The following is a 20072-nucleotide window of genomic DNA, read 5'->3' as shown; positions in this document are numbered from 1 at the left end:
TAAATTATATGAAACAAATCAAACAGCTAACTTGCATTATTGAGCGTGAAAATGATGGTTATGTATCCCTTTGCCCACAGATAGATATTGCCAGCCAAGGCGAATCGGTTGAAGAAGCAAGAAATAATCTGGTTGAGGCGATCGAGCTATTCTTTGAAATGGCAAGCCCAAATGAGTTAGAAGCAAGAATGTATTCAGAAATATACATAACTCAAATTGAGGTAGCAGTTGGGTAAACTACGAGTACTTTCAGCAAAGGAACTCTGTCAAATTTTAAGTGCAAATGGCTTTACTCAGGTTAGACAGCGAGGAAGTCATATCATTATGCAAAAGAAAACTGATGACTCTACTATTACAGTTCCCATCCCTAACTATTCAGAAATCAAGATCGGTACACTTCAATCGATCATCAGACAGTCAAGTCTTCCCCGATCCTTATTTGAAATTTGATTAAAGATAAAGTCAGCATTCAAGAAAAGATTACCCAAGAAGTCAGAACAAGGAGAGAAAACCTAGACAATTGAGAAGTGATAATGATGAATGATGGCAATTAGCTAAAAAAGGATTAAAGATGAGTAAAGTCACGCTTAATTTAAAAGGAATGCGATGTGCTGGTTGTACCAGTAGTATTGAAACTGCAACTCGCTCTATATCTGGTGTCAGTAGTAGCAATGTTAATTTTGCGACCGAAGAAGTAGCGATCGAATATGACCCTCAAAAAACCAGTCCTGCGGCTATTCAAAAAGTGATCGCAGATATTGGCTATGAAGCAATTCTGCCAGATCAAGTAAATGAAGATGCTGATAAAAAAACTCGACTGCAAGAAACTCAAGATCTGACCCGTAAAGTTTGGGTGGGTGGCGTAATTGGCATAATTTTGGTAATTGGTTCGATTTCTATGATGACAGGGTTATCTATTCCCATAATTCCTGACTGGCTGCATAATCCTTGGCTCCAGCTTGCCCTTGCTCTACCTGTACAGTTGTGGTGTGGGAGTTCATTTTACATTGGAGCATGGAAAGCATTTAAAAATCACACAGCGACCATGGATACGCTGATTGGCTTGGGAACGCTCGCAGCATTCTCTTACTCGATCACAGTTACACTTAATCCTAATTTCTTTATCTCTCAAGGACTACAGCCTGAAGTTTACTATGAAGTTTCGGTAGTTGTAATCACTTTAATCCTTTTGGGTAAATTATTTGAGAATCAGGCAAAGGGGGAAACATCGGAGGCAATTCGGAAGTTAATAGGATTGCAGGCAAAAACTGCCAGAGTAATCAGAGATGGGAAGGAGTCAGATATTCCCATAGAAGATGTGATCATTGGTGATGTGGTTTTAGTGCGTCCAGGGGAGAAAATCCCTGTGGATGGAGAGGCGATCGCAGGTAATTCTACCGTTGATGAGTCGATGGTGACGGGCGAAAGTATTCCTGTTGAGAAAAAAGTGGGCGATCGCTTAATTGGGGCAACTATGAATAAATCTGGGAGCTTACAAATTAAAGCTAGTCATATCGGTAAAGATTCTGTACTTTCACAAATTGTGCAACTGGTAAAGGATGCTCAGGGTTCTAAAGCCCCAATTCAGAGACTGGCAGATCAGGTAACAGGTTGGTTTGTACCTGTGGTTATTTCCATTGCGATCGCTACATTTGTGATCTGGTTTGAGATTATGGGTAATGTTACTCTGGCAACGATTTCGGCAGTAGGGGTGCTGATTATTGCCTGTCCCTGCGCTTTGGGTTTAGCAGCTCCGACTTCGATTATGGTTGGGACTGGGAAAGGTGCAGAGAACGGAATTTTAATTAAGGATGCTGCTAGTTTAGAACTCGCTCATAAAATTCAAACGATTGTTTTAGATAAAACGGGGACACTAACGGAAGGCAAGCCAGTTGTGACAGATATATTCTCTGTGAATAAGAATGATGATCAATTATTAAAACTTGTAGCAGCGATCGAACGTAATTCCGAGCATCCTTTGGCTGAAGCTATTGTTAATCATGCTAAACAGAAAGATATTCCTATTCCTGCAGCAACTGATTTTATGGCGATCACAGGTAGTGGAGTGCAAGGAAAAGTCGATAACTTCTTAGTCCAAATTGGCACAAGACGATGGTTGGATGAGTTAAAGATTGATACGAGTGAGTTATATGAATATCAAGACTCTTGGGAAACAGGTGGTAAAACTGTGGTTTTAATTGCGGTCAATGGTATCGCTCAGGGTCTGATTGGGATTGCGGACAAACTTAAATCCTCATCTCAGAGTGTAGTTAATACTTTACAAAAGATGAAAATAGAAGTGGTAATGTTGACTGGTGATAATCAATCTACTGCCGAGGCGATCGCCCGTGAAGTCGGAATCAGACGGGTATTTGCGGGGGTACGTCCCGATCAAAAAGTGGAAAAAATCAGAGAATTACAAGCTGAAGGTAAAGTTGTCGCAATGGTGGGTGATGGCATTAATGATGCTCCCGCTTTGGCTCAGGCGGATGTGGGTTTGGCAATTGGTACAGGTACTGATGTGGCGATCGCAGCGAGTGATATTACCCTAATTTCAGGAGATTTACAGGGGATAGTGACGGCGATTCAACTTAGTCGAGCCACGATTAGTAATATTCAACAAAATCTCTTTTTCGCTTTTATCTACAATGTGGCAGGGATTCCGATTGCGGCTGGGATTCTCTATCCGATCTGGGGCTGGCTGCTTAATCCCATTGTGGCGGGTGGGGCGATGGCACTTAGTTCTCTTTCAGTAGTCACAAATGCTTTGAGGCTAAGAAATTTTCATACTGATTCAAAATTGCATGTCTAAAGTTAAAGCTTTATATAAATCAATTTATTTTGTTATCTCTAGAAGTTGCTGACGGAATTCAATTGCTTCTTGCTGTTTTCCAAGAGTGTTATATATATTGATGAGATTATTCAGCGCGGTTCTCTGACTTTTGATATCGCCAATTTGCTTTGCGATTATTAAAGACTGCTGAAAGTATTCAATCGCCTTTGGGGACTGTCCTAAATTGCCATATGCAGCACCCAAGTTATTAAGAGTACCCACTTCAGCATAGCGATCATCAATTTGCTTAAAGATTGACAACGATTTTAGGTAGCTTTCAATTGCTTTCTGATACTGGCGTAGATTGAGGTAATTATTGCCAATACTTCCGAGTGCATTTCCTTCACCGCTACGATCGCCAATTTCTTTGAATATTAAAAAGGACTCATGGGTGAATTCAATTGCTTTCTGATTTTGTCCTTGGATGCGATAAATATCCCCTAGATTCATAAGTGAATTTGCTTCGCCAATTCGGTCACCGATTTCCTTTTTAATTGCTAGAGATTGCTGATAGAACTCAGATGCTTTTAGATACTGTCCTAGACTTTTATAAGCTAGACCTAAATTATTGAGAATACCTGCTTCATTTTTACGATTACCGTTTTGCTTAAAAATTGCTAAAGATTGTTGATTTAATTCAATTACTTTCTGGTACTGCCCTAAATAGCGATAAACAGTTGCTAAATTACCAAGTGAATTTCCTTCACCGTTGAGATCGCCGTTTTGCCTGTATATTACCAAGGATTGCTCACCAAATTCAATTGCTTTCTGGTACTGCCCTAATCGGCGATAGACAACGCATAAATCTACAAGTACTTTGCCTTCCCCCTTACGATTCTCTAGGATTCGATATAGCCTTAATGCCTTTTGCCATGATTCTATTGCTTCACGATAGCGACTTGCTGCCTCCAATTGATCTCCTAGAATTGAGAGTCTATCGGCTTCCAAACTATCTGGAGCTTCGGACTGTATTTGGGCAAATACTGGAGAAGGGATATAAGCTGTGAGTTTTAAAGTTCCCAATCCAAATGCCAAAAGACAGATAATAGATAAACTCTTTCGAGTAATTTTTGTCATTTTTAGGTTTATTAAAACTTAAGACGTAAGCAAATTAATAATCTCATATTACGGGCACGAAAGCTAAAAAATTGTGGAAACTTCTACTTCAACTAAATAAGGAAAAATTGATGAAAAAACTGATAGGTATTTTGCTAAGTATTGGCTTATCCGTTGGTATCGTCTCTAGTATGTCAGCACAAGAGATGAAACATAACAATTCAGCTAAATTTCAACCCATTGAACAACCTATTACTCTGAGAGTAGCGATCGCTCTAGGCGGTTTATCTCTAATGGTGGCACAGCTTTGGTGGTTTTTAGGAAGTAAGCCTAAATCTCAAAAGGCAGAAATGAGTGAAGGTGTTCAAGAGGTAACGATCACGGTTGATGGTGGTTATGTTCCTTCTTTGGTAACGGTTAAACGAGGTCAGCCTGTATGTTTGCAGTTCCTTCGCCTCGATCCCAGTAGTTGCTTAGAAAAAGTTCTCTTCCCCGACTTTCATGTTGCTCAAGATTTGGTATTGAATCAAACTACACCTGTGGAATTTACGCCCGATAGCCTTGGGGTATTTCAGTTTAGTTGCGGTATGGGAATGTTTCACGGAGCGATCGCAGTAGAGAAGTAAATCTTGAGAAGAATCTCGCAATTTGTTTTAGTTCGGATTCCAAGGCATCTGTATCCATGACTGAAGAATTTACGGCGGCGGTATTTGCGGATGGTACCAAAATCAGTTAGGTAGAATGTGACTTTTCCAAGCCTAACTTTAACCCTGCTACGGTGGTTTGGGCAATGGTGAGTGATGGTGTGAATGGATTGCTCTTAAATCCTAGTTATAGGTGTAATTGAAAAGGCGATCGCCGTGGCAAAAGCTGCAAAAATTCAATTTCAACCATCAGGCGATCGCAATAATGCTGCAATTTTAGTTAAAGTTCAACCAGGTAAAGGTTCGGGGACGGGTTATGATTTTGTGCCTGTAAGTCGCAATTAATCCTCTGGTTCAATGCTGCTGCTAAGTCCTTTACTCTTTAAGCCTTCACTATAAAACTCGGCATGTTCTTGGACACAGGTAATGACCAAAGCACAACCATCATTATGTGCAGCCATCATAATATCTACGGCTTGGGGTTGAGTTACGGAATTAACTACTTCCATTAGGCTTTGTACTACATATTCCATAGAGTTGTAGTCATCGTTATGCAACAAAACTCGATAGCGAGGGGCAATTTTGCGGACTGTTGAAGTGCGTTCAATGGTTTCTGTGGACATATTTCTACAAAATTAACAAAAAATTTAACACGATTAATTTTGACTATAGCTTAACAAATTTTTAATTAGTCTCCAAGAGTTGTTTTATATGGAATTTATATGGAATTTAATTTGGGTGGTTCAAAACTAAATGGTAGCTCTTGGTTGATTGCGGCAATTTGTCTTTGTTCATATTCATTGACTTCTTTGATGTGGGGAATGAGAATTTGTTCTAAACGGGGACGATAAAACCTATGCAAACTGTAATTGGGTGTAGCAGGAAAACCTCGGCGTTTTTTATGTTGTCCCCCTGCCCCTGGATCAAAGATTTTTATGCCTTCAGCGATCGCCCAATCAATGGGAGTGTAATAGCAGGCATCAAAGTGTAAGCAATCTATATCCTGAACTGCGCCCCAATAACGCCCATACAAGTTTGTCCCTTTACGAATACAAAAAGCCATGCCCACGGGGGTGGGATAACCCTCAATTTCTCCTGCTGTGAATACGAGGCGATCGCTAAAACTAGTCCGTAACTGCTCAAAAAATTTACGATTTAAATACTTACTACCGCCCCAAAACTTATCACAGGTATCACTGTAAAGGTCATACATAAAACTGTAGAAATGGTGAGGAATCTGATCGCCCGCATAAACCTTCATGGTGATGTTAGCATTGGTAACCGCCTTGCGCTCCCGTTTAATATTGCGCCGTTGATTGGAGTCAAAGCTTTTGAGATAGTCATCAAAGTTCTGAAAATTTTGATTTTCCCAAATGTAACTATGGTGCATCCAAGCAGTATAGCCACGGGATTCTAGTTCATGCTTCCAATTTGGGTCAACAAATAAGAAATTAGTACCTGAGATTTGATGGCGATCGCAAAAATGATCAATTTCCAATAACATCTCATCCAAAATCTTTTTTATTTCTGCCGCATCCGTAATATCTGGATCAAGTAAAAACCGATAGCCTGCCGCAGGGGTAAAAGGAGCCATGCCCAGTAACTTCGGATAATAGTTAATGCCTAAACGTCTTGATAAATCTGCCCATTGATGATCAAAGACAAATTCGCCATAGCTATGTCCCTTTAGATAAAGTGGAGCCGCCGCCACCAGCTTCGTATCTCGCCACAATAGTAAATGATTGGGTAACCATCCTTCAGTTGCGATCGCACAACCAGAAGATTCCAAATTCCATAACCATTCCCATTCTAAGAACGGAGTTGCTAGGGGTTTAGCTAGATCATTCCATACTGTACTATCAACCTGAGTAATGCTACTAATCCAAGTCTTGGTGTAAGGGGATGGGCTTTTAATACTTTTGAACATGGAGAGTTGCAGGCTTTACATTACTTCATATAATAAGCCATTGAAAATTAAAAAAGTAGGTTATTCAGCAAACTAAATTGTTTCAGGCAATTAATAAAATTATCTAGGAAATAAGCGGCAAGACTAATTCAAATGGTCTTAAACAGGAATACTCAAAATATAGATTTGCATTAAGATCGAGACAGAAATTTGTAGATAAATTTTATGCCCACCCCCGTAATTGAATCAACTGTACTTGAATCAAAGCCTCAGATTCTCTCAGGAATCGTTCACATAGCTAATCAACAAATCCATAAAGTCAGCCTTGAGGAATTTATGCAAAATCCTCCTGAAAATTCTGAATGGGTAAATGAACAAATTATTGAGAAACAAAATATGGGATTTCTTCATAGCAAATTACAGGTAGAACTAGCTTCATTACTTCTCACTTTTGCTAAGGCAAATAATTTGGCTGGTATTGTCTGTACTGAACTTCTTTGTCGTACGCTCAAGCAAGCTCGAAAGCCCGATGTTGCCTATATGTCGACTAAACAGGTTGAGGTCTATGGGAATGATGATTTTATAACTCTACCTGAATGTTTTCCACTTGTGATTGAAATTGCTTCTCCCAATGATGTAGTTGAAGACATTTTTTCTAAAGCTGAAGAATATTTACAAGCTGGTGCAGAGGAAGTATGGTTGGTTTTTCCTAAGAATCGGTTAATTATCATCGCTACTTTAGAACTACTAGAAGAACAATCACAAGTGAAATGGCAGCTATTTGCAAATACGCAACAGGCTTACTCACCCAAGGTTTTATCGGGATTCTCCGTAAATATTAACGAACTATTACCTGTCTATACTAATCAATCTTAAAAATCCTCAACTACTCACAAAATCTAATTCTGAATCTAATTCAGATGCGAGCAAGGAACTACGGACTGGGGAAATTTTTGGGCAAGTTGGGCGATCGCTGGGCAGGGCTTAAACTGACTTTTACTATCCAGATTATTCCAAGAAAATGGAGCTTTGGTACTGGCGGAAATATGTAGCAATCGCTTCGGACGAGTCATCCCCATGTATAGCAATCGAAATTCTTCAAACTGCTTGAGGGTTTGGGCATGGAGCCAAGCTGAGTTAGAGTCAGGTAATTCCTCTTGATTAATTAACGCACGCATTTGCATTCTGGCAACTTCGGGGAGGTTAAAATCCCCTAAAAACTTCACAGGTTCGGGAATATAGGGTTTACCGGGACAGATGCGCTCATCCATAAAGGGAATAAATACTACATCCCAATCTAAACCCTTGGATTTATGCAGACTAATAATTGTGACTTGGGCGGGTTGGGTATATTGATTTTCGGGATTTTCAATCTCTATGACTTCAAATTTCTCTGATAATACAATTTCCTGCAAAGTTGAAAGTAAATTAGCAATGTTATAGGTACCAACTAATTCTTGACGCAGGCGATCGCTCAGTTTATCCGCCGTTGCTAGTTCGCCTTGGTTGTAGTTGAGGGTAAGGGCAATAAAAGCAATCAGGTTATATAGAGGTAGTTCCATGCGTGATCGCAATAAGCTGCGACAAATGCTTTGTGCAATCTGGGATTGAGGATGAAAGGGGCGATCGAGGGGGGTAGGATAGAGAAATTGTTCGGGCAGACTGGCGAGGGCATTAAAATCCTGGGGTTTAATTAACTGTCGATCCAGCAGAATTTGCAAACAGGCTTTGAGGTTATCGGGAGAATGGGGGCGTTCAATAAACTGTAAAATCCCGAGCATTTCCTTGGGGATTTTGAGGCTGCGATCGCGATCTTCCACATCATAGACTTTAATATCCTGAGTATCCTTAAGATCGGACAGGTAGCGATAAATATACTTACCTTGATTATGATTTCTGACCAAAATGGCGATCGCTAGGTTGGCATCCTCCGCTAATAAATTGATAATTCTCTGCTTAATTACAGCCATCGTTTGGTCAATATCCTCAGGAAACTGAATTTCTAAGCCCAGTCCCAAGGCTGAGGGGTTAGCATCGCCCACAGGAGTAATATGTTGCGCTAAAAATGGCTTCTCTCGACTTTGGGCGTAGTAACTGGTATTTACCCAATCTAATACATAGTTAGCAGCGTTGATTATTTCCATACAGCTTCGTCCCGCCTGAGCGATCGTGACCACTTGCTTAGCACGCTGACAGAAAGCCGCAAAAAAACTGGGATCGGCGGTGGTAAAAGTGGAATTAATTGCCTGATTGGGATCGCCAACTCGGACTAAGTTGGTTGAATTATTTGCGTTATTATCTGACTTAGTGGCTAATTGCTTTAATAACTGGGTTTGAAGCGGAGAGGAATCCTGTGCTTCATCTTCAAATACGGCAAAGGTGCGTTCTTGCCAAAGTTGTCGGGCTGTAGGATTTTCTAGGACTCGGAGTGAACCGATAATCATGTCATCGTAGTCGATCGCTTGTTCCGCTTTGAGTAATTTATTATAGGTTTCATATAAACCCGCCCCAGTTTCTAAAATTTCCCCTTGTTCCTGTAAGTTTTGGGGCAGTAGCTGTGAACTCTTAGCGGTCGAGATAATCTCAAGGGCAAGGCTAGGTAAAATATCTGTGCGTAGAACCGTTTGGCGGCGCAGGCGTTCTGATTCCTCCCCATCAAAACTTCTACCGGCAATTAGGTGATTATATTGTTGGGGATAATTTCTGATCCATTCAGCGATCGCCAGTCGGACTAGGCGGAGTTTTTGTGATTCTGAGATGATTTTAGTTTCATTTTCACTGAAGCCAGCCAATTCACGATGGGAGCCAGCAATGCTAAAAGCTAAACCATGCAGAGTATTGGCAATAAAAGCGGTTTGAAATGTGCGAGCTAGGCGCGGTTCTCTTAAAAGTTCTGCTAGTTTTTGATTGACTTTAGAGCGAATATTGTTGGCGGCGGCTCTGGTGAAGGTGACGATAATTAATTGATGATTGCGATTGAGATTATGCTCTAGGATAGCGATCGCCGCTAAAGTTGCCATTCCCGTAGATTTGCCTGCTCCCGGCACTGCGGATACTGCCATTTCCCCATCTTGCCAGTAGGACATTTTCCGTTGATCGGGACGCAGATAATTACGTAAATCGGCAATGGCGGTCTGTAATTCAATGGGCATATCAATTGGCGTATCAATTGGCACATATAGTGTACCTAGTTTTTGATTATGGTAAAGTACAGCTAAACAAATTATGAACTATAATCCATGCAACAACTGACCCCGAATCCTAGTTATAGTCTAACCATCAGAGTACAGTTACCCCATCGGGCGGGCATGTTGGCTTCAGTATTAACGGCATTGGCAGAGGCGGGCGGAACCCTAGGGCAGATTAACTTAATTCAGCAAACCCGTAAAAGTATCATTCGGGATGTGGTCGTGAATGCATACAGTGAAGTTCATGCCGAAGAGTTAGTCAGTGTTGTGAAGGATTTACCTGAGATTAGGTTCCTAAGTGTGAGCGATCGCACCTTTGATGTCCATCACCACGGCAAAATTAGCGTTCATTCCAAAGTTGAAGTCAATGGACAGGATGACTTGGCAATGGTCTATACACCCGGTGTAGGTAGGGTATGTATGGCGATCGCCGAAGATGTGAATCGTGCCTACGACCTGACAATTAAGAGTAATATGATTGCGATTGTTACCGATGGAAGCGCTGTGCTGGGATTAGGTAATATTGGACCTGAAGCCGCCTTGCCTGTGATGGAAGGAAAAGCCATGCTGTTTAAGAAATTTGGTAATTTAGATGCTTTTCCCATTTGCCTTGCCACTCAGGATGTGGAAGAAATCGTGAAAACCGTTAAATATTTAGCTCCGGGCTTTGGTGGTGTAAATTTAGAGGATATTAGCGCGCCTCGATGTTTTGAAATCGAAAAAAGACTCCAAGATGAATTAAATATTCCCGTATTTCATGACGATCAACATGGCACGGCGATCGTGGTGGTGGCAGCAATGCTTAATGCGATTAAGGTAGTGGGTAAACCTATAGATAAAATTAGGGTGGTGATGAATGGGGCGGGTGCCTCTGGAATTTCCGTGGCTCGCCTGTTACGCAAAGCGGGAGTTGCCAATATTGTGATGTGCGATTCTAAGGGCTGTATAAGTCGCGATCGCCCCAATTTGACCACAGAAAAACTAGAATTTGCCAGCGATCAACCCGGAAGTTTAGCCGAGGTGCTAGTCGGAGCCGATGTATTTGTGGGGCTAAGTGTGCCTAAAGCCCTTACGCCCGAAATGGTCAGAACTATGGCAGATCAACGTATTGTCTTTGCGATGGCTAATCCTATTCCTGAAATTCAACCCGAATTAGTGGAAAATGATGTTGCCGTAATTGCCACTGGGCGCAGTGATTATCCCAATCAAATTAATAATGTCCTAGCATTTCCCGGTGTATTTCGGGGAGCATTAGATAGTCGTGTTGCCAAAATCACTACGGATATGTACTTGGAAGCCGCCAAAGCGATCGCCTCCTTAGTAAGTCCCAATGATTTAGCTCCTGATTTTATTATTCCCTCTGTGTTTGACCCTAGGGTTGCCAGTGCTGTCGCCGCCGCAGTTACCCAGTGCGCTAGGGATGCTGGTTTAGCTAATCTCTAATTCAAATATATTGATATTAAATTCCTCATATATGGAAAGAACGGAACAGGAACAGCTTGCGAATCTTATTAGTCAAACTGTTAGCCAAAGTGTCAGTCAGAGCGTAACTACAGCAATTCAAGAAATTTGGCAACAAGAGCGATCACTTTTAATTAATGAAGTAAATTCCCATCTCACCCAAACCCTAAAAACTTACTTTGAACAGCAACTCGCAACTCAAAGGCAGGAACTAGAGATGGAGCTGCAAGCTAAAATTGATGATCTAAAATTTCAGCATTATCAACAACTGGAAAGGCTAGGAAAAGCTGTAGAGCAGGTTATAACTTCTGATTTTTTAGAACTTGATCCAGATCAGCAAGAAGTCGAAAGAGAAGATTTAGAACTGAGTGATCTAGAATCTGAATCTGAGCTTTTTTCAGAAGTAAGTGAAGAAGATGATAGCAATATAGAATTAAACTTATTTGCCGATCTTGAACCCCAAGAAGCCTTTGGGAGTAATATTTCTGACTTAGTGGATTCATATCAAGCAAATATTAAAGCCGATGCTGAAGATTCTAATGTTGAAGATACAGAAGAATTAAGTATTTGGAAAGAAAGCTCTCTATCACAGAATTTTGCGGATAACTCTTTAGATGAAAATAACTATTTATTAGAAACAGAGCAGGCAGAAACGGAAGTATTTGATCCCTTCGCTACTGCTGATTATTTAGGTGAATATAGCGATGACAATGAATTCTCCTTGACCGATCAATCAACTCCAGAACCAGAGGATTTAGAAAATGAATCCACCGACCTTGAGCGACTCGATCAGTTTATTGAGCAATCCCAAGTCGATTTAAGTCTGAATGAGTTAGATAATACAGATTTAGAAGATGCTAGGTTTGATAATCAAGATGATTCCTTAGATGATCAATATTCTGCCATAGCTACTCTAAATGATCTTCTCAGTTTAGAAACTAATAACAGTGAACCTCTGCAACCATTTGTTTCTGAGGCTTTCTCTGAAGAGGTCACAGAACCTAATTTTGAACTTGATGAACTTGATCAAGATTTAGGTTTGTTTAATATTGAAGATGACTTAGAATCACATTTAGATTCAGAGCTAGATTCAATAGCAGAGCCAAGCATAGAGAATATAGAGAATAATTCAGGTGAATATGATCAAGTTGGAGAGCAATCCGAAGATCATGAACTTAATCTATTTGCAGAAAGTGCGACGTTAGATATTCTCAGTCAAAATGAACATGAGGAAGTATATTTATCAACCTCAGATTTAGAGATAAATGAAGAAGTTACTTCCCTTGGGCAATCTAACACAGAAAATTCTGGAGAATTAGATTTATTTACAGATACCAGCTTAGATGAGAACCTAAATTTATGGAATGACCTTGATCTGAGTTCTGATCGCTCTGATCATGAGCCAAATCCAGATATAGTTGCTGATCCATTTGCCGAGCAGTCTGACCTGTTCTCAGAAATATCCCCCGAAATAGTCTATGAACCACAAGATGAGCAGTTCCCCTCGTTTTCTCTAATAGATGAAATAGAAGCTAATAAACCAGAAGAATTTGAAGCACTAAGTGAATCTGATCGCCTTAATCAAGAACTGGAGAGAGAGCTAGATTTAGTTTCAAATCCAGTTACTCCTTTGGGTTTGACGGAAATACCTAAGATTCAAGAAGTCCCAGAAATTCAAGAAATTGCGGATGAGGAACTATCACAATTTGCTGATCTGGAAACGGAAGCTAACTTTTGGTTAAATAGCGATTTTCCTGATGGTAATGCTATGGATCGTATCCCTGATGCTTCAGCAACTAATATCTGGCATTTAGGTATAGACTTTGGCTACTCAGCAATTCGTGCCTGTCTATTTAATCAAGTTACCCAGCAAATTTATTCTTTAGCATGGGCAGGTTCAGATGTTATTAGTACCGATATTACTGCAAATATTTCTGTAAATTCTAAAGTGGCTAAAGATGAAAATATAGAAATTTCCCTACAAGGAGTACAGCAATTTTTACGTGTGGGACTACCATTTCAAGTACAGCAAACATGGCAACCTTTAATACAATGGACAAATCAATACCGCCTGAGTTTGAAGGATTTACAAGTATATTGTCAAGAGCTTTTTACGCAAATTAAAACTGCCTCCCATCCCGATCTTGGTAATATTTCGGAAATTTTAGCCAGCCTTGGAACTGTAATTTTAGGGCATCCCCATCAGTGGTCAGATGCCTATATCTTAAATCTACGGGAAATGGTTTTTGCCAGTGGTTTGGTGAGTTCGATTGATCAAGTTTTAGTAATTGATCAGGCGATCGCCTGTTTATTTCCAATTCAAGAACAATTACGCCAACTAAGCATCAACTCTGGAGCATTTACCACCACCATCAGTTTTACTGGGTCGAGACAAAGACGGTTGGAATCTCTGGAATATGCTGGGCTAGGGATAAATCAGGATATTGTGTTAGAACTGCTCTACGCCAAAACTAAGGATAAATTTCCCGCCACTAAATTTATTGCATCTGGCAGCCCTAACCCTAATCACCGTACCCAATTACAACGATTTTTACTGAATAGTTCTATTGGCATTGAAGCATTGGCGATCGCCGAGGAAATGAAACTATGGTTTTCCCAACAGCCAGAGTCTCAATCATGGCAGGGAAGTTTGGGAGGTAAGCCTATTAAAATCCTACGTTCAGACTGGGAAGTTAAGGTAATTCAGCCGTTTATTCAATCCATTAATGGGGCGGTAGATGAACTAATCGGCTCAACTTTACCTGAAGATATTACTAGTATTGCGATCGCTGGCGGCACAACCCAGTTACCTGCGGTGCGAGAATGGTTGGAATCTAAATTTGCTAATGCCGAGGTACAGGAGTTACCTAATTCTAATTTGGCACAGGGCTTAGCGATCGCCCCATTACATTTCCAATCCCTAGATACCTCCCCAGAAGTTAACCTTGAAATTAATAGACACCAATATTCCGATTACTTTTTACTCAGTGAAATCTGCGCCTTGAATTTACAGGAACCCTTAAGTCTAGGTGAGTTAATCAAAAAACTGCAAAATCGTGGGGTTAATGCCAAAGCCTGTAGCGATCGCCTCAGTACAATTATTTCTGGACAACTGCCTGCGGGTATATTACCGTGGCTAGAACCAGAAAAATCCCTAATTGCTCCTCCTCAATCTGATCTCCTTGATCCGCAAGTCTTAACGGGTCGGCTATTTACAACCGTGGGTAACGATTTATATGCGCCCAATCCTGGATATATTCAAGTTTTAGGTGACTATCTAAAAATCCTAGAGTCTAGTGGCAACCAGAGCTTTAGCGAACCCTTAGTATTTCCCAGTTTTGTGATTTAGACTTGTGATTTAACACCAATGGCACCTTTACCCGATCATCGCCCTCAAAAATTATCCCTTGGTTCTTTGGAATCAGAAATTCTCAATATTATTTGGGACTCAGGTTTATTAACAGCCAGAGATATTCACGATCGCATTTTAGCGAATCCTGATCGAGAATTGACCATTGCCTCAGTGATGACGGTGCTGAATCGTTTAACTAAAAAGGGTTGGGTGAGTTCAGGAAAAAGAGACAAGTTATTATATTGGCAAGCTTTAATTTCCCGTGAGGAGTTTCAAGTATTAAATGCCTATAACCAGTTACATAGCTTTCTTCAAGTGGGAAATGCGGATATTGTGGCTGCCTTTGCCGATGAACTTGATCTAGCTTCTCAAAGTCGCTTGGAGGCGATCGCTCAAAAATTGCAGGAATTACGTCAAGGGCAGGAGACAAACTAATGCATTTATTGATGATTTTAGTTGCTATAGCCATAGCCTGCGGTATTCGCAACAGTTTCATTAATACCAAATCCACTTGGTATGAACGTTGGCATACAGCCCTGACTCGATTTTTATTTCCACCTCTGCTACTTCTGAGTACAGCGATCGCCCTTGTGTGCATGGGAAGCCAAGGTAAAATGATGGGACTACCAGTCGGAGAGCTTAGTTACGTTACTGGGTTACTTGTATGCCTATACAGCTTAGGGTTAGGGATAATTCTGTGGTGGCAGGGATGGCAAACCATAGCCCAAATTTCTCATTTGCCCCAGCAAGAACATGGTCAAGACTTTAACCAAAAATTTAAAATATGGGAATCCGATAGTATTTTTGCGGCACAGATCGGATTTTGGCAGCCTCAATTGGTGGTTAGTTCGGGCATGATCCAACAGTTTGATCCCATTCACCTAGAAGCGGTAATTAAGCATGAGCAGGCACATCTAGTCTATAGAGATACCTTTTGGTTTTTTATCTTGGGCTACTTCAGACAGCTTACTCCTTGGTTACCTCAAACTGAAATTTTATGGCAGGAACTTTTACTATTGCGGGAATTAAGGGCGGATCGGTGGGCAGTGCAGTCTGTAGAACCCTTAGTTTTAGCAGAGTCCTTACTCTGGGCTGTGGGCGGGATGTCAGTGTTTGCTCCTACAGTCGCAGCTACCCTCAGTCAGTTTAGCGATCGCCTTGAAGAAAGAATAGAGACATTACTGACAGAGACAGGTGAAGATTATCCCTTAGTTAGTTCAAAATTTAACTGGGGCTGGATCATTTTAGCTGCTTCACCGTTTATCCTGATCTGCTTCCATTCCTAATTTTTTAGATCAAGCGAATTAGAGCAAACCAAGCTGAGATAAAATTCCATGTCCAGTGACATATTCATTAATTAGAGCCGTAAGAAACCCAATCATAGCTAGGCGACCATTCCAAGTCTCTGCAAACGCATTAAAGCCAAAGTCTGGTTTTTGATTTTCCTTTTGATTTGTTACTTTGTTTGTCATAGCTGTTATTGAATATTGAAATTTAATTGAAATTCGTAAATATATCTTAACAATACTTAATGCTTTATACAAGTAATTTTTCTGATCCTAATCTATTGGCTGTTTTAGTAAAGCTTATAGGCTCCAGCAGTTTAACAACATTCGATCACAATCTGCTCAAAGCTAATCTGTTATTTGATCAAGCCAGTTGCCAAGGGTTTAATGTTAATTCTGCCAATATTGACGAGGTGATAGCAAGGCGATCGCAAATATTAAAATCAATTTTCAACACCACCCCAAAATCCAAATTCCCGCTTCCCATCAATGAATCTCTAATCCCAACCCTGTGGTATGTGTGGATACCTTTGGCAATGCAGTTGGCAGCAAAATTTCAGGGAACACCGATCATTCAAGGCATAATCGGAGGACAGGGGGCAGGTAAAACCACCATGACTAAGTTTTTACAGATGATCTTGGCAGCTATGGGCTATGCCTGCGTCAGTTTTTCCCTTGATGACCTCTATAAAACCTATGCCGAACGGGAAGAACTTAAAAAACTCGATCCAGATATTCAATGGCGTGGTGTTCCCGGTACCCATGATCTTGAATTAGGGATCAATACCCTCAATCAACTGTGTTGTGATCACTCCCCGTGGCAGATTCCAAGGTTTGATAAATCGCTATATGCTGGGGCAGGCGATCGCACCGATCCTGAAACTATATTCATCAAGCCCCAAATTATCCTATTTGAAGGTTGGTTTGTGGGTGTGCGTCCCGTCGATCCAGTGGTTATTAATAATTGGCAAGGCGATCGGCAATTTGTCCATAAAATGAATCATAAATTACAGGACTATTTACCTCTATGGCAAAAACTGCATAGTCTATGGCTTTTACTGCCCCAAGATTACCGATTTAGCCTAGGTTGGCGGCAGGACGCAGAGTCAAAACAGGGTAAGGGTATGAGTACTAGGGAGATTGAAAAATTTGTGCATTATTTTTGGCGATCGCTACCCCCAGAAATTTTTATAACTCCATTATCTGCATCTGCAGATTTAGTAATTGAACTTGACTCTACCCATGCTGTTACTGCACTTAAATTTAAAGAGAAAAGCTGATTTCTAAGAAAAATTTAAGAGCGCAAACAGACCCACAACAGATATATGCCAGTCATGGAAACCTATTAAAATAAATTGCCTTATTAGGGAGTTATACCGATTTATTTTGTATAATCACCCAATATACGGTAGTTATACTGAAATTTTCCGTCTAATACATAGTTAGCCTGCTTCACCTCTGAAATTCGGTAATAACCCTTGAACAATGCCTGGACATTTCTGAGATCTATTTTGAGAGATCTGACGTATTACTGGTTGTTGCGATTTCAACTAGGAATACTGAGAGGTAAAGAAATATGGGATACCTAAATCTCCGAGCAAGTGGTCTTCTTTCCATTGTTGCTGGAGTTCTGTTTGCGAGCTTTATGTTTTTTCATCCTGCAAACAATGCACAAGGAGCGCTGGAGCCAATATGGGTTCCCGTTCACCTCGCATGGTTTCTGTCCTATATCTTAATAATTTGTAGCTTTATACCTATATACGTTCCTCTTGCTTCATCAAAGAATTTCCTGTTAACTATTAGCTATTGGCTGGCTTTTGTCGGATCACTTCTTTGTTTACCAATTGCTGTTTGGGATTCATTCGTTATTCCATACCTAGCAAGACACGCCCCAGACTTTATCGCTCAAATTGAGGAAACTTCAACTGAAACCTCAGTTTTAGTTTTTAGAGTAATTGTATTTCTGACTATATTTATTTTTTCTTTGGGGTTCATTCTATATGGCATTGCACTCGTTCAAAAACGTTTTGTCCCGATATTAAGTGGTTTCTGCCTTGCTGTAGGTGCACCTTTGTTTTGGGTAGGTGCCCTTTTTGTCAGTAAAGGTTCTATGGGTAATTTAATTACCGATATTGGTGCATTCCTATTTGGTGTTGGTTTTGTGTTTTTTGGCGTAACCTTGTTTTCAAACCCTTTTCGGTTTGATTCATTGGAAATGCCATCAAATCAGCCAGCAGCCTAACAAACTCCATGCACACCAACCGCCAAAAGTTGATCGGTTATTTTGATCATTTAGAGATCAGAAATTGTTGCCATTGTTGCTTCTTGAAATTGAATAATATCCCTGCGGGGATCGACATCGCTTACTTTTAAGTTCAGGTTTTCGCCCACATTCACGGCTCGATTTAGTTTAATCGGAATTTTTAAGCCAATATCTTCCAATAAAATTAGACCAATGCGATCCTGTTCTTTGAGCCAATCTAGCAGCACTGCTCGCCAGACGTGATCCCGATGCCGCCGTAGATATTCCAAACTCCAATAGCGCACGGTTTGTTTCTCCATTTGCGAAGCTTCATAAATAGCTGGATCAATCATACTTAAAAGGTCTTGTAGGGCTGATTCCGTAAACGGTAAAGGTAAGCCAGCTACATGGGCTTTAATTTGGAAATGGATTAATAAATCTCCATAGCGGCGAATGGGAGAAGTTACCTGCACATAGGCATCTAAGCCCAAACCTGCATGACGAGAAGGAATCACCCCCACCTCTCCTTTTTGCATACAACGTACCATCGCAAACTCACGCACGGGACCTGGGGGCAAAGTTTGAAGAGTCTCTTCCGTCGGTAATTCGGGCTGTCCTTGAAACCGATAGGGAACAGGAATATTATGGGTTTGGGCATACTTTGCTGCTACTTCTCCCGTTAAAATCATCATTTCTGCCACTAACTTACGGGCAAAGGAATTATCAATTACTTCTATATCTAGCTGATCATTGTCGTGGGGATTAGCTTTAATAATCGCTTCAGGTAGATTAATATTAATTGCACCTTGATTTAACCGCCAACTAGCTCTGAGTCGGGCATGGTGAGCGATCGCTTCTAAATCTGCCTCTACCCCTAATGCTAACATTTCCTGCACATCTTCGTAGGTCAAACGATAGCTAGGCTTAATTAGACTGGCATGAATTTCATAATATTCGACTTCACCTTGATCGCTTAACTCCACCGCAAAGGAAAGGGCATGGCAAATCTGTCTTTGCACTAAGCTCATCTCTCCCGTTGCCAAGGCGGGCGGGAACATGGGAATCATCCCTGTTGGTAAATAGATCGTAGTACCTCGTTTTCTTGCTTCTCGATCTAAGATGTCGTTTGGTTCCATCCATCGGGTGGGATCGGCAATGTGAATCCATAACCTCTGTTTGCCATTCGGTAAGGTCTCAATACTTAAGCCGTCATCAATTTCCGTAGTGCTTTCATCATCAATGGTATAGACATGGAGATGGGTTAAGTCCAAGCGGTGCATGGGATCAGGCTTGGGGTTTTCGATACAGGCTTTAGTGTGATTCAGCACATCCGCAGGAAACTTAGTGGGGACTTGGCTCCGTAGCAAATTTAAATTTTCGTGAATTGTCCAAATACCTAAATCTACAAGTAGCTGAAATGCCGAGCCCTCGCTACGAGTTCTTTTCAGTGCCGATAGATATTCAAAGGCTGTGGATTTATCGGAGGCTTCATCCCCATGAATGGCAAATCGTTCTAAACTTTCCAGACGAGTGCGATCGCTTGCTGTCCATTCTACGGTCACACCATTAACTCGATCCTGCATTTTTTTAACAAAGTTTGCTACCTCTTGGGCGCGTGCCTGTGCCAATTGGTTTTGATGTTTGAGATCGGCAACTTGAGAGGCGGGACGAGGCTCATATACCTGCCCTTTTTGCTTGAAATAGAGCTTATCGTCACTAAGTAACCAGTAAGCAGCATAGATGGTAGCAGGTCTAACATCGCTAAATAGTAAGCTGGCTAAATCTTCAGGAGTTGTGGATTGGACATCGGCACTTAAAATTTCCCATGCGACTTCAAGGCTGGATGGGTCGAGAAATTCTTGTACCTGTTGGAAAAAAGTTTGAATTTGCTTAACCGTAAACCGAGGCGATTCTGTTGAACTTGTAATTACAAAATCGATTTGGCGAGGATGGAGAATATGCGGAGTCCCATTTTCATCAATAACCTGTAAATGCTTTTTACCTTCGGGTCGATCTACTACAGCTAGACGGCGATCGCCATGTAGCCGAAACTCAACCATTGTTCCCTTCTCCACAAATGCCCCTTTATGGTTGCTAGTATTTT

Annotated in this window: 18 protein-coding genes; 12 read left to right on the top strand and 6 right to left on the bottom strand. The window is 40.9% G+C overall.

The genetic code is table 11. The features are described 5' to 3' along the window. Window positions 1-8: 8 nt before the first annotated feature. From SYN7502_RS17310 to SYN7502_RS17300, 3 genes are all read left to right on the top strand, one after another. Window positions 9-236 carry a type II toxin-antitoxin system HicB family antitoxin gene (locus SYN7502_RS17310; RefSeq protein WP_015170016.1) on the top strand — a complete coding sequence of 76 codons (228 nt, stop codon included), beginning with the start codon at window positions 9-11 and terminating at the stop codon, window positions 234-236. Then, complete coding sequence (locus tag SYN7502_RS17305; RefSeq protein ID WP_015170015.1) at window positions 229-450, top strand: type II toxin-antitoxin system HicA family toxin; 222 nt, start codon at window positions 229-231, stop codon at window positions 448-450. Before SYN7502_RS17310 ends, SYN7502_RS17305 begins: the two co-directional genes overlap by 8 nt. A 121-nt stretch (window positions 451-571) precedes the next feature. Further along, a complete protein-coding gene (locus tag SYN7502_RS17300) occupies window positions 572-2812 on the top strand; it encodes a heavy metal translocating P-type ATPase (RefSeq protein ID WP_015170014.1) in 2241 nt (746 codons plus the stop codon). Between the two features lie 24 nt (window positions 2813-2836). On the opposite strand, the gene SYN7502_RS17295 is transcribed toward SYN7502_RS17300, so the two are convergent. Continuing rightward, entirely contained in the window at window positions 2837-3910 is a 1074-nt protein-coding gene (locus SYN7502_RS17295) for a tetratricopeptide repeat protein (RefSeq protein WP_015170013.1), read from the bottom strand. Window positions 3911-4020: 110 nt separating this feature from the next. Between SYN7502_RS17295 and SYN7502_RS17290 the strand changes: the two genes are divergently transcribed. After that, on the top strand, window positions 4021-4515 hold the full coding sequence (locus SYN7502_RS17290) for a cupredoxin domain-containing protein (protein ID WP_015170012.1): 495 nt from the start codon (window positions 4021-4023) through the stop codon (window positions 4513-4515). A 234-nt stretch (window positions 4516-4749) separates the two neighbouring features. Continuing rightward, a complete protein-coding gene (locus tag SYN7502_RS21220; RefSeq protein WP_256377864.1) occupies window positions 4750-4878 on the top strand; it encodes a hypothetical protein in 129 nt (42 codons plus the stop codon). Here the strand turns inward: SYN7502_RS21220 and clpS are convergent. After that, window positions 4875-5156: an ATP-dependent Clp protease adapter ClpS gene (clpS, locus tag SYN7502_RS17285; RefSeq protein ID WP_015170011.1), complete on the bottom strand. Its 282-nt coding sequence runs from the start codon at window positions 5154-5156 to the stop codon at window positions 4875-4877. The two genes, SYN7502_RS21220 and clpS, sit on opposite strands and share 4 nt — an antisense overlap. A gap of 95 nt (window positions 5157-5251) precedes the next feature. Further along, window positions 5252-6460, bottom strand: a complete 1209-nt coding sequence (locus SYN7502_RS17280; RefSeq protein ID WP_015170010.1) for a GNAT family N-acetyltransferase — start codon at window positions 6458-6460, stop codon at window positions 5252-5254. 204 nt (window positions 6461-6664) lie between these two features. Between SYN7502_RS17280 and SYN7502_RS17275 the strand changes: the two genes are divergently transcribed. After that, window positions 6665-7315 carry a Uma2 family endonuclease gene (locus SYN7502_RS17275; RefSeq protein ID WP_015170009.1) on the top strand — a complete coding sequence of 217 codons (651 nt, stop codon included), beginning with the start codon at window positions 6665-6667 and terminating at the stop codon, window positions 7313-7315. Window positions 7316-7350: 35 nt separating this feature from the next. On the opposite strand, the gene SYN7502_RS17270 is transcribed toward SYN7502_RS17275, so the two are convergent. Next, window positions 7351-9615 (bottom strand): ATP-dependent helicase, encoded by a 2265-nt coding sequence (locus SYN7502_RS17270; protein WP_015170008.1) that lies wholly within the window; start codon window positions 9613-9615, stop codon window positions 7351-7353. Window positions 9616-9678: 63 nt separating this feature from the next. Between SYN7502_RS17270 and SYN7502_RS17265 the strand changes: the two genes are divergently transcribed. Genes SYN7502_RS17265 through SYN7502_RS17250 form a run of 4 tightly spaced genes read left to right on the top strand, consistent with a single transcriptional unit; the run spans window position 9679 to window position 15726 of the window. Beyond that, window positions 9679-11070: an NAD-dependent malic enzyme gene (locus tag SYN7502_RS17265; protein WP_015170007.1), complete on the top strand. Its 1392-nt coding sequence runs from the start codon at window positions 9679-9681 to the stop codon at window positions 11068-11070. A gap of 31 nt (window positions 11071-11101) precedes the next feature. Continuing rightward, the gene (locus SYN7502_RS17260; protein WP_015170006.1) at window positions 11102-14437 is read left to right on the top strand and encodes a hypothetical protein; all 3336 of its coding nucleotides are present in this window, start codon (window positions 11102-11104) and stop codon (window positions 14435-14437) included. 18 nt (window positions 14438-14455) lie between these two features. After that, a complete protein-coding gene (locus tag SYN7502_RS17255; RefSeq protein ID WP_015170005.1) occupies window positions 14456-14875 on the top strand; it encodes a BlaI/MecI/CopY family transcriptional regulator in 420 nt (139 codons plus the stop codon). After that, window positions 14875-15726: a M56 family metallopeptidase gene (locus SYN7502_RS17250; protein WP_015170004.1), complete on the top strand. Its 852-nt coding sequence runs from the start codon at window positions 14875-14877 to the stop codon at window positions 15724-15726. The genes SYN7502_RS17255 and SYN7502_RS17250 overlap by 1 nt, the downstream gene beginning before the upstream one ends. An 18-nt stretch (window positions 15727-15744) precedes the next feature. Here SYN7502_RS17250 and SYN7502_RS17245 read toward each other — a convergent pair whose 3' ends face one another. After that, on the bottom strand, window positions 15745-15912 hold the full coding sequence (locus SYN7502_RS17245) for a chlorophyll a/b-binding protein (protein WP_015170003.1): 168 nt from the start codon (window positions 15910-15912) through the stop codon (window positions 15745-15747). Between the two features lie 59 nt (window positions 15913-15971). Here SYN7502_RS17245 and SYN7502_RS17240 point away from each other — a divergent pair, with 59 nt between their 5' ends. Beyond that, window positions 15972-17006: a putative kinase gene (locus SYN7502_RS17240; RefSeq protein WP_015170002.1), complete on the top strand. Its 1035-nt coding sequence runs from the start codon at window positions 15972-15974 to the stop codon at window positions 17004-17006. Between the two features lie 296 nt (window positions 17007-17302). Beyond that, window positions 17303-17968, top strand: coding sequence for a hypothetical protein (locus SYN7502_RS17235; RefSeq protein WP_015170001.1), 666 nt, complete (start codon window positions 17303-17305; stop codon window positions 17966-17968). Window positions 17969-18018: 50 nt separating this feature from the next. Here the strand turns inward: SYN7502_RS17235 and SYN7502_RS17230 are convergent, their stop codons facing one another. Beyond that, on the bottom strand, window positions 18019-20043 hold the full coding sequence (locus tag SYN7502_RS17230; RefSeq protein ID WP_041429618.1) for a ribonuclease catalytic domain-containing protein: 2025 nt from the start codon (window positions 20041-20043) through the stop codon (window positions 18019-18021). Window positions 20044-20072: the final 29 nt, after the last annotated feature.

Source organism: Synechococcus sp. PCC 7502 (genome assembly GCF_000317085.1).
Classification (GTDB): domain Bacteria; phylum Cyanobacteriota; class Cyanobacteriia; order Pseudanabaenales; family Pseudanabaenaceae; genus PCC-7502.
Note: the sequence above shows the minus strand (reverse complement) of the source record. Positions and strands in the feature narration are given on the sequence as shown.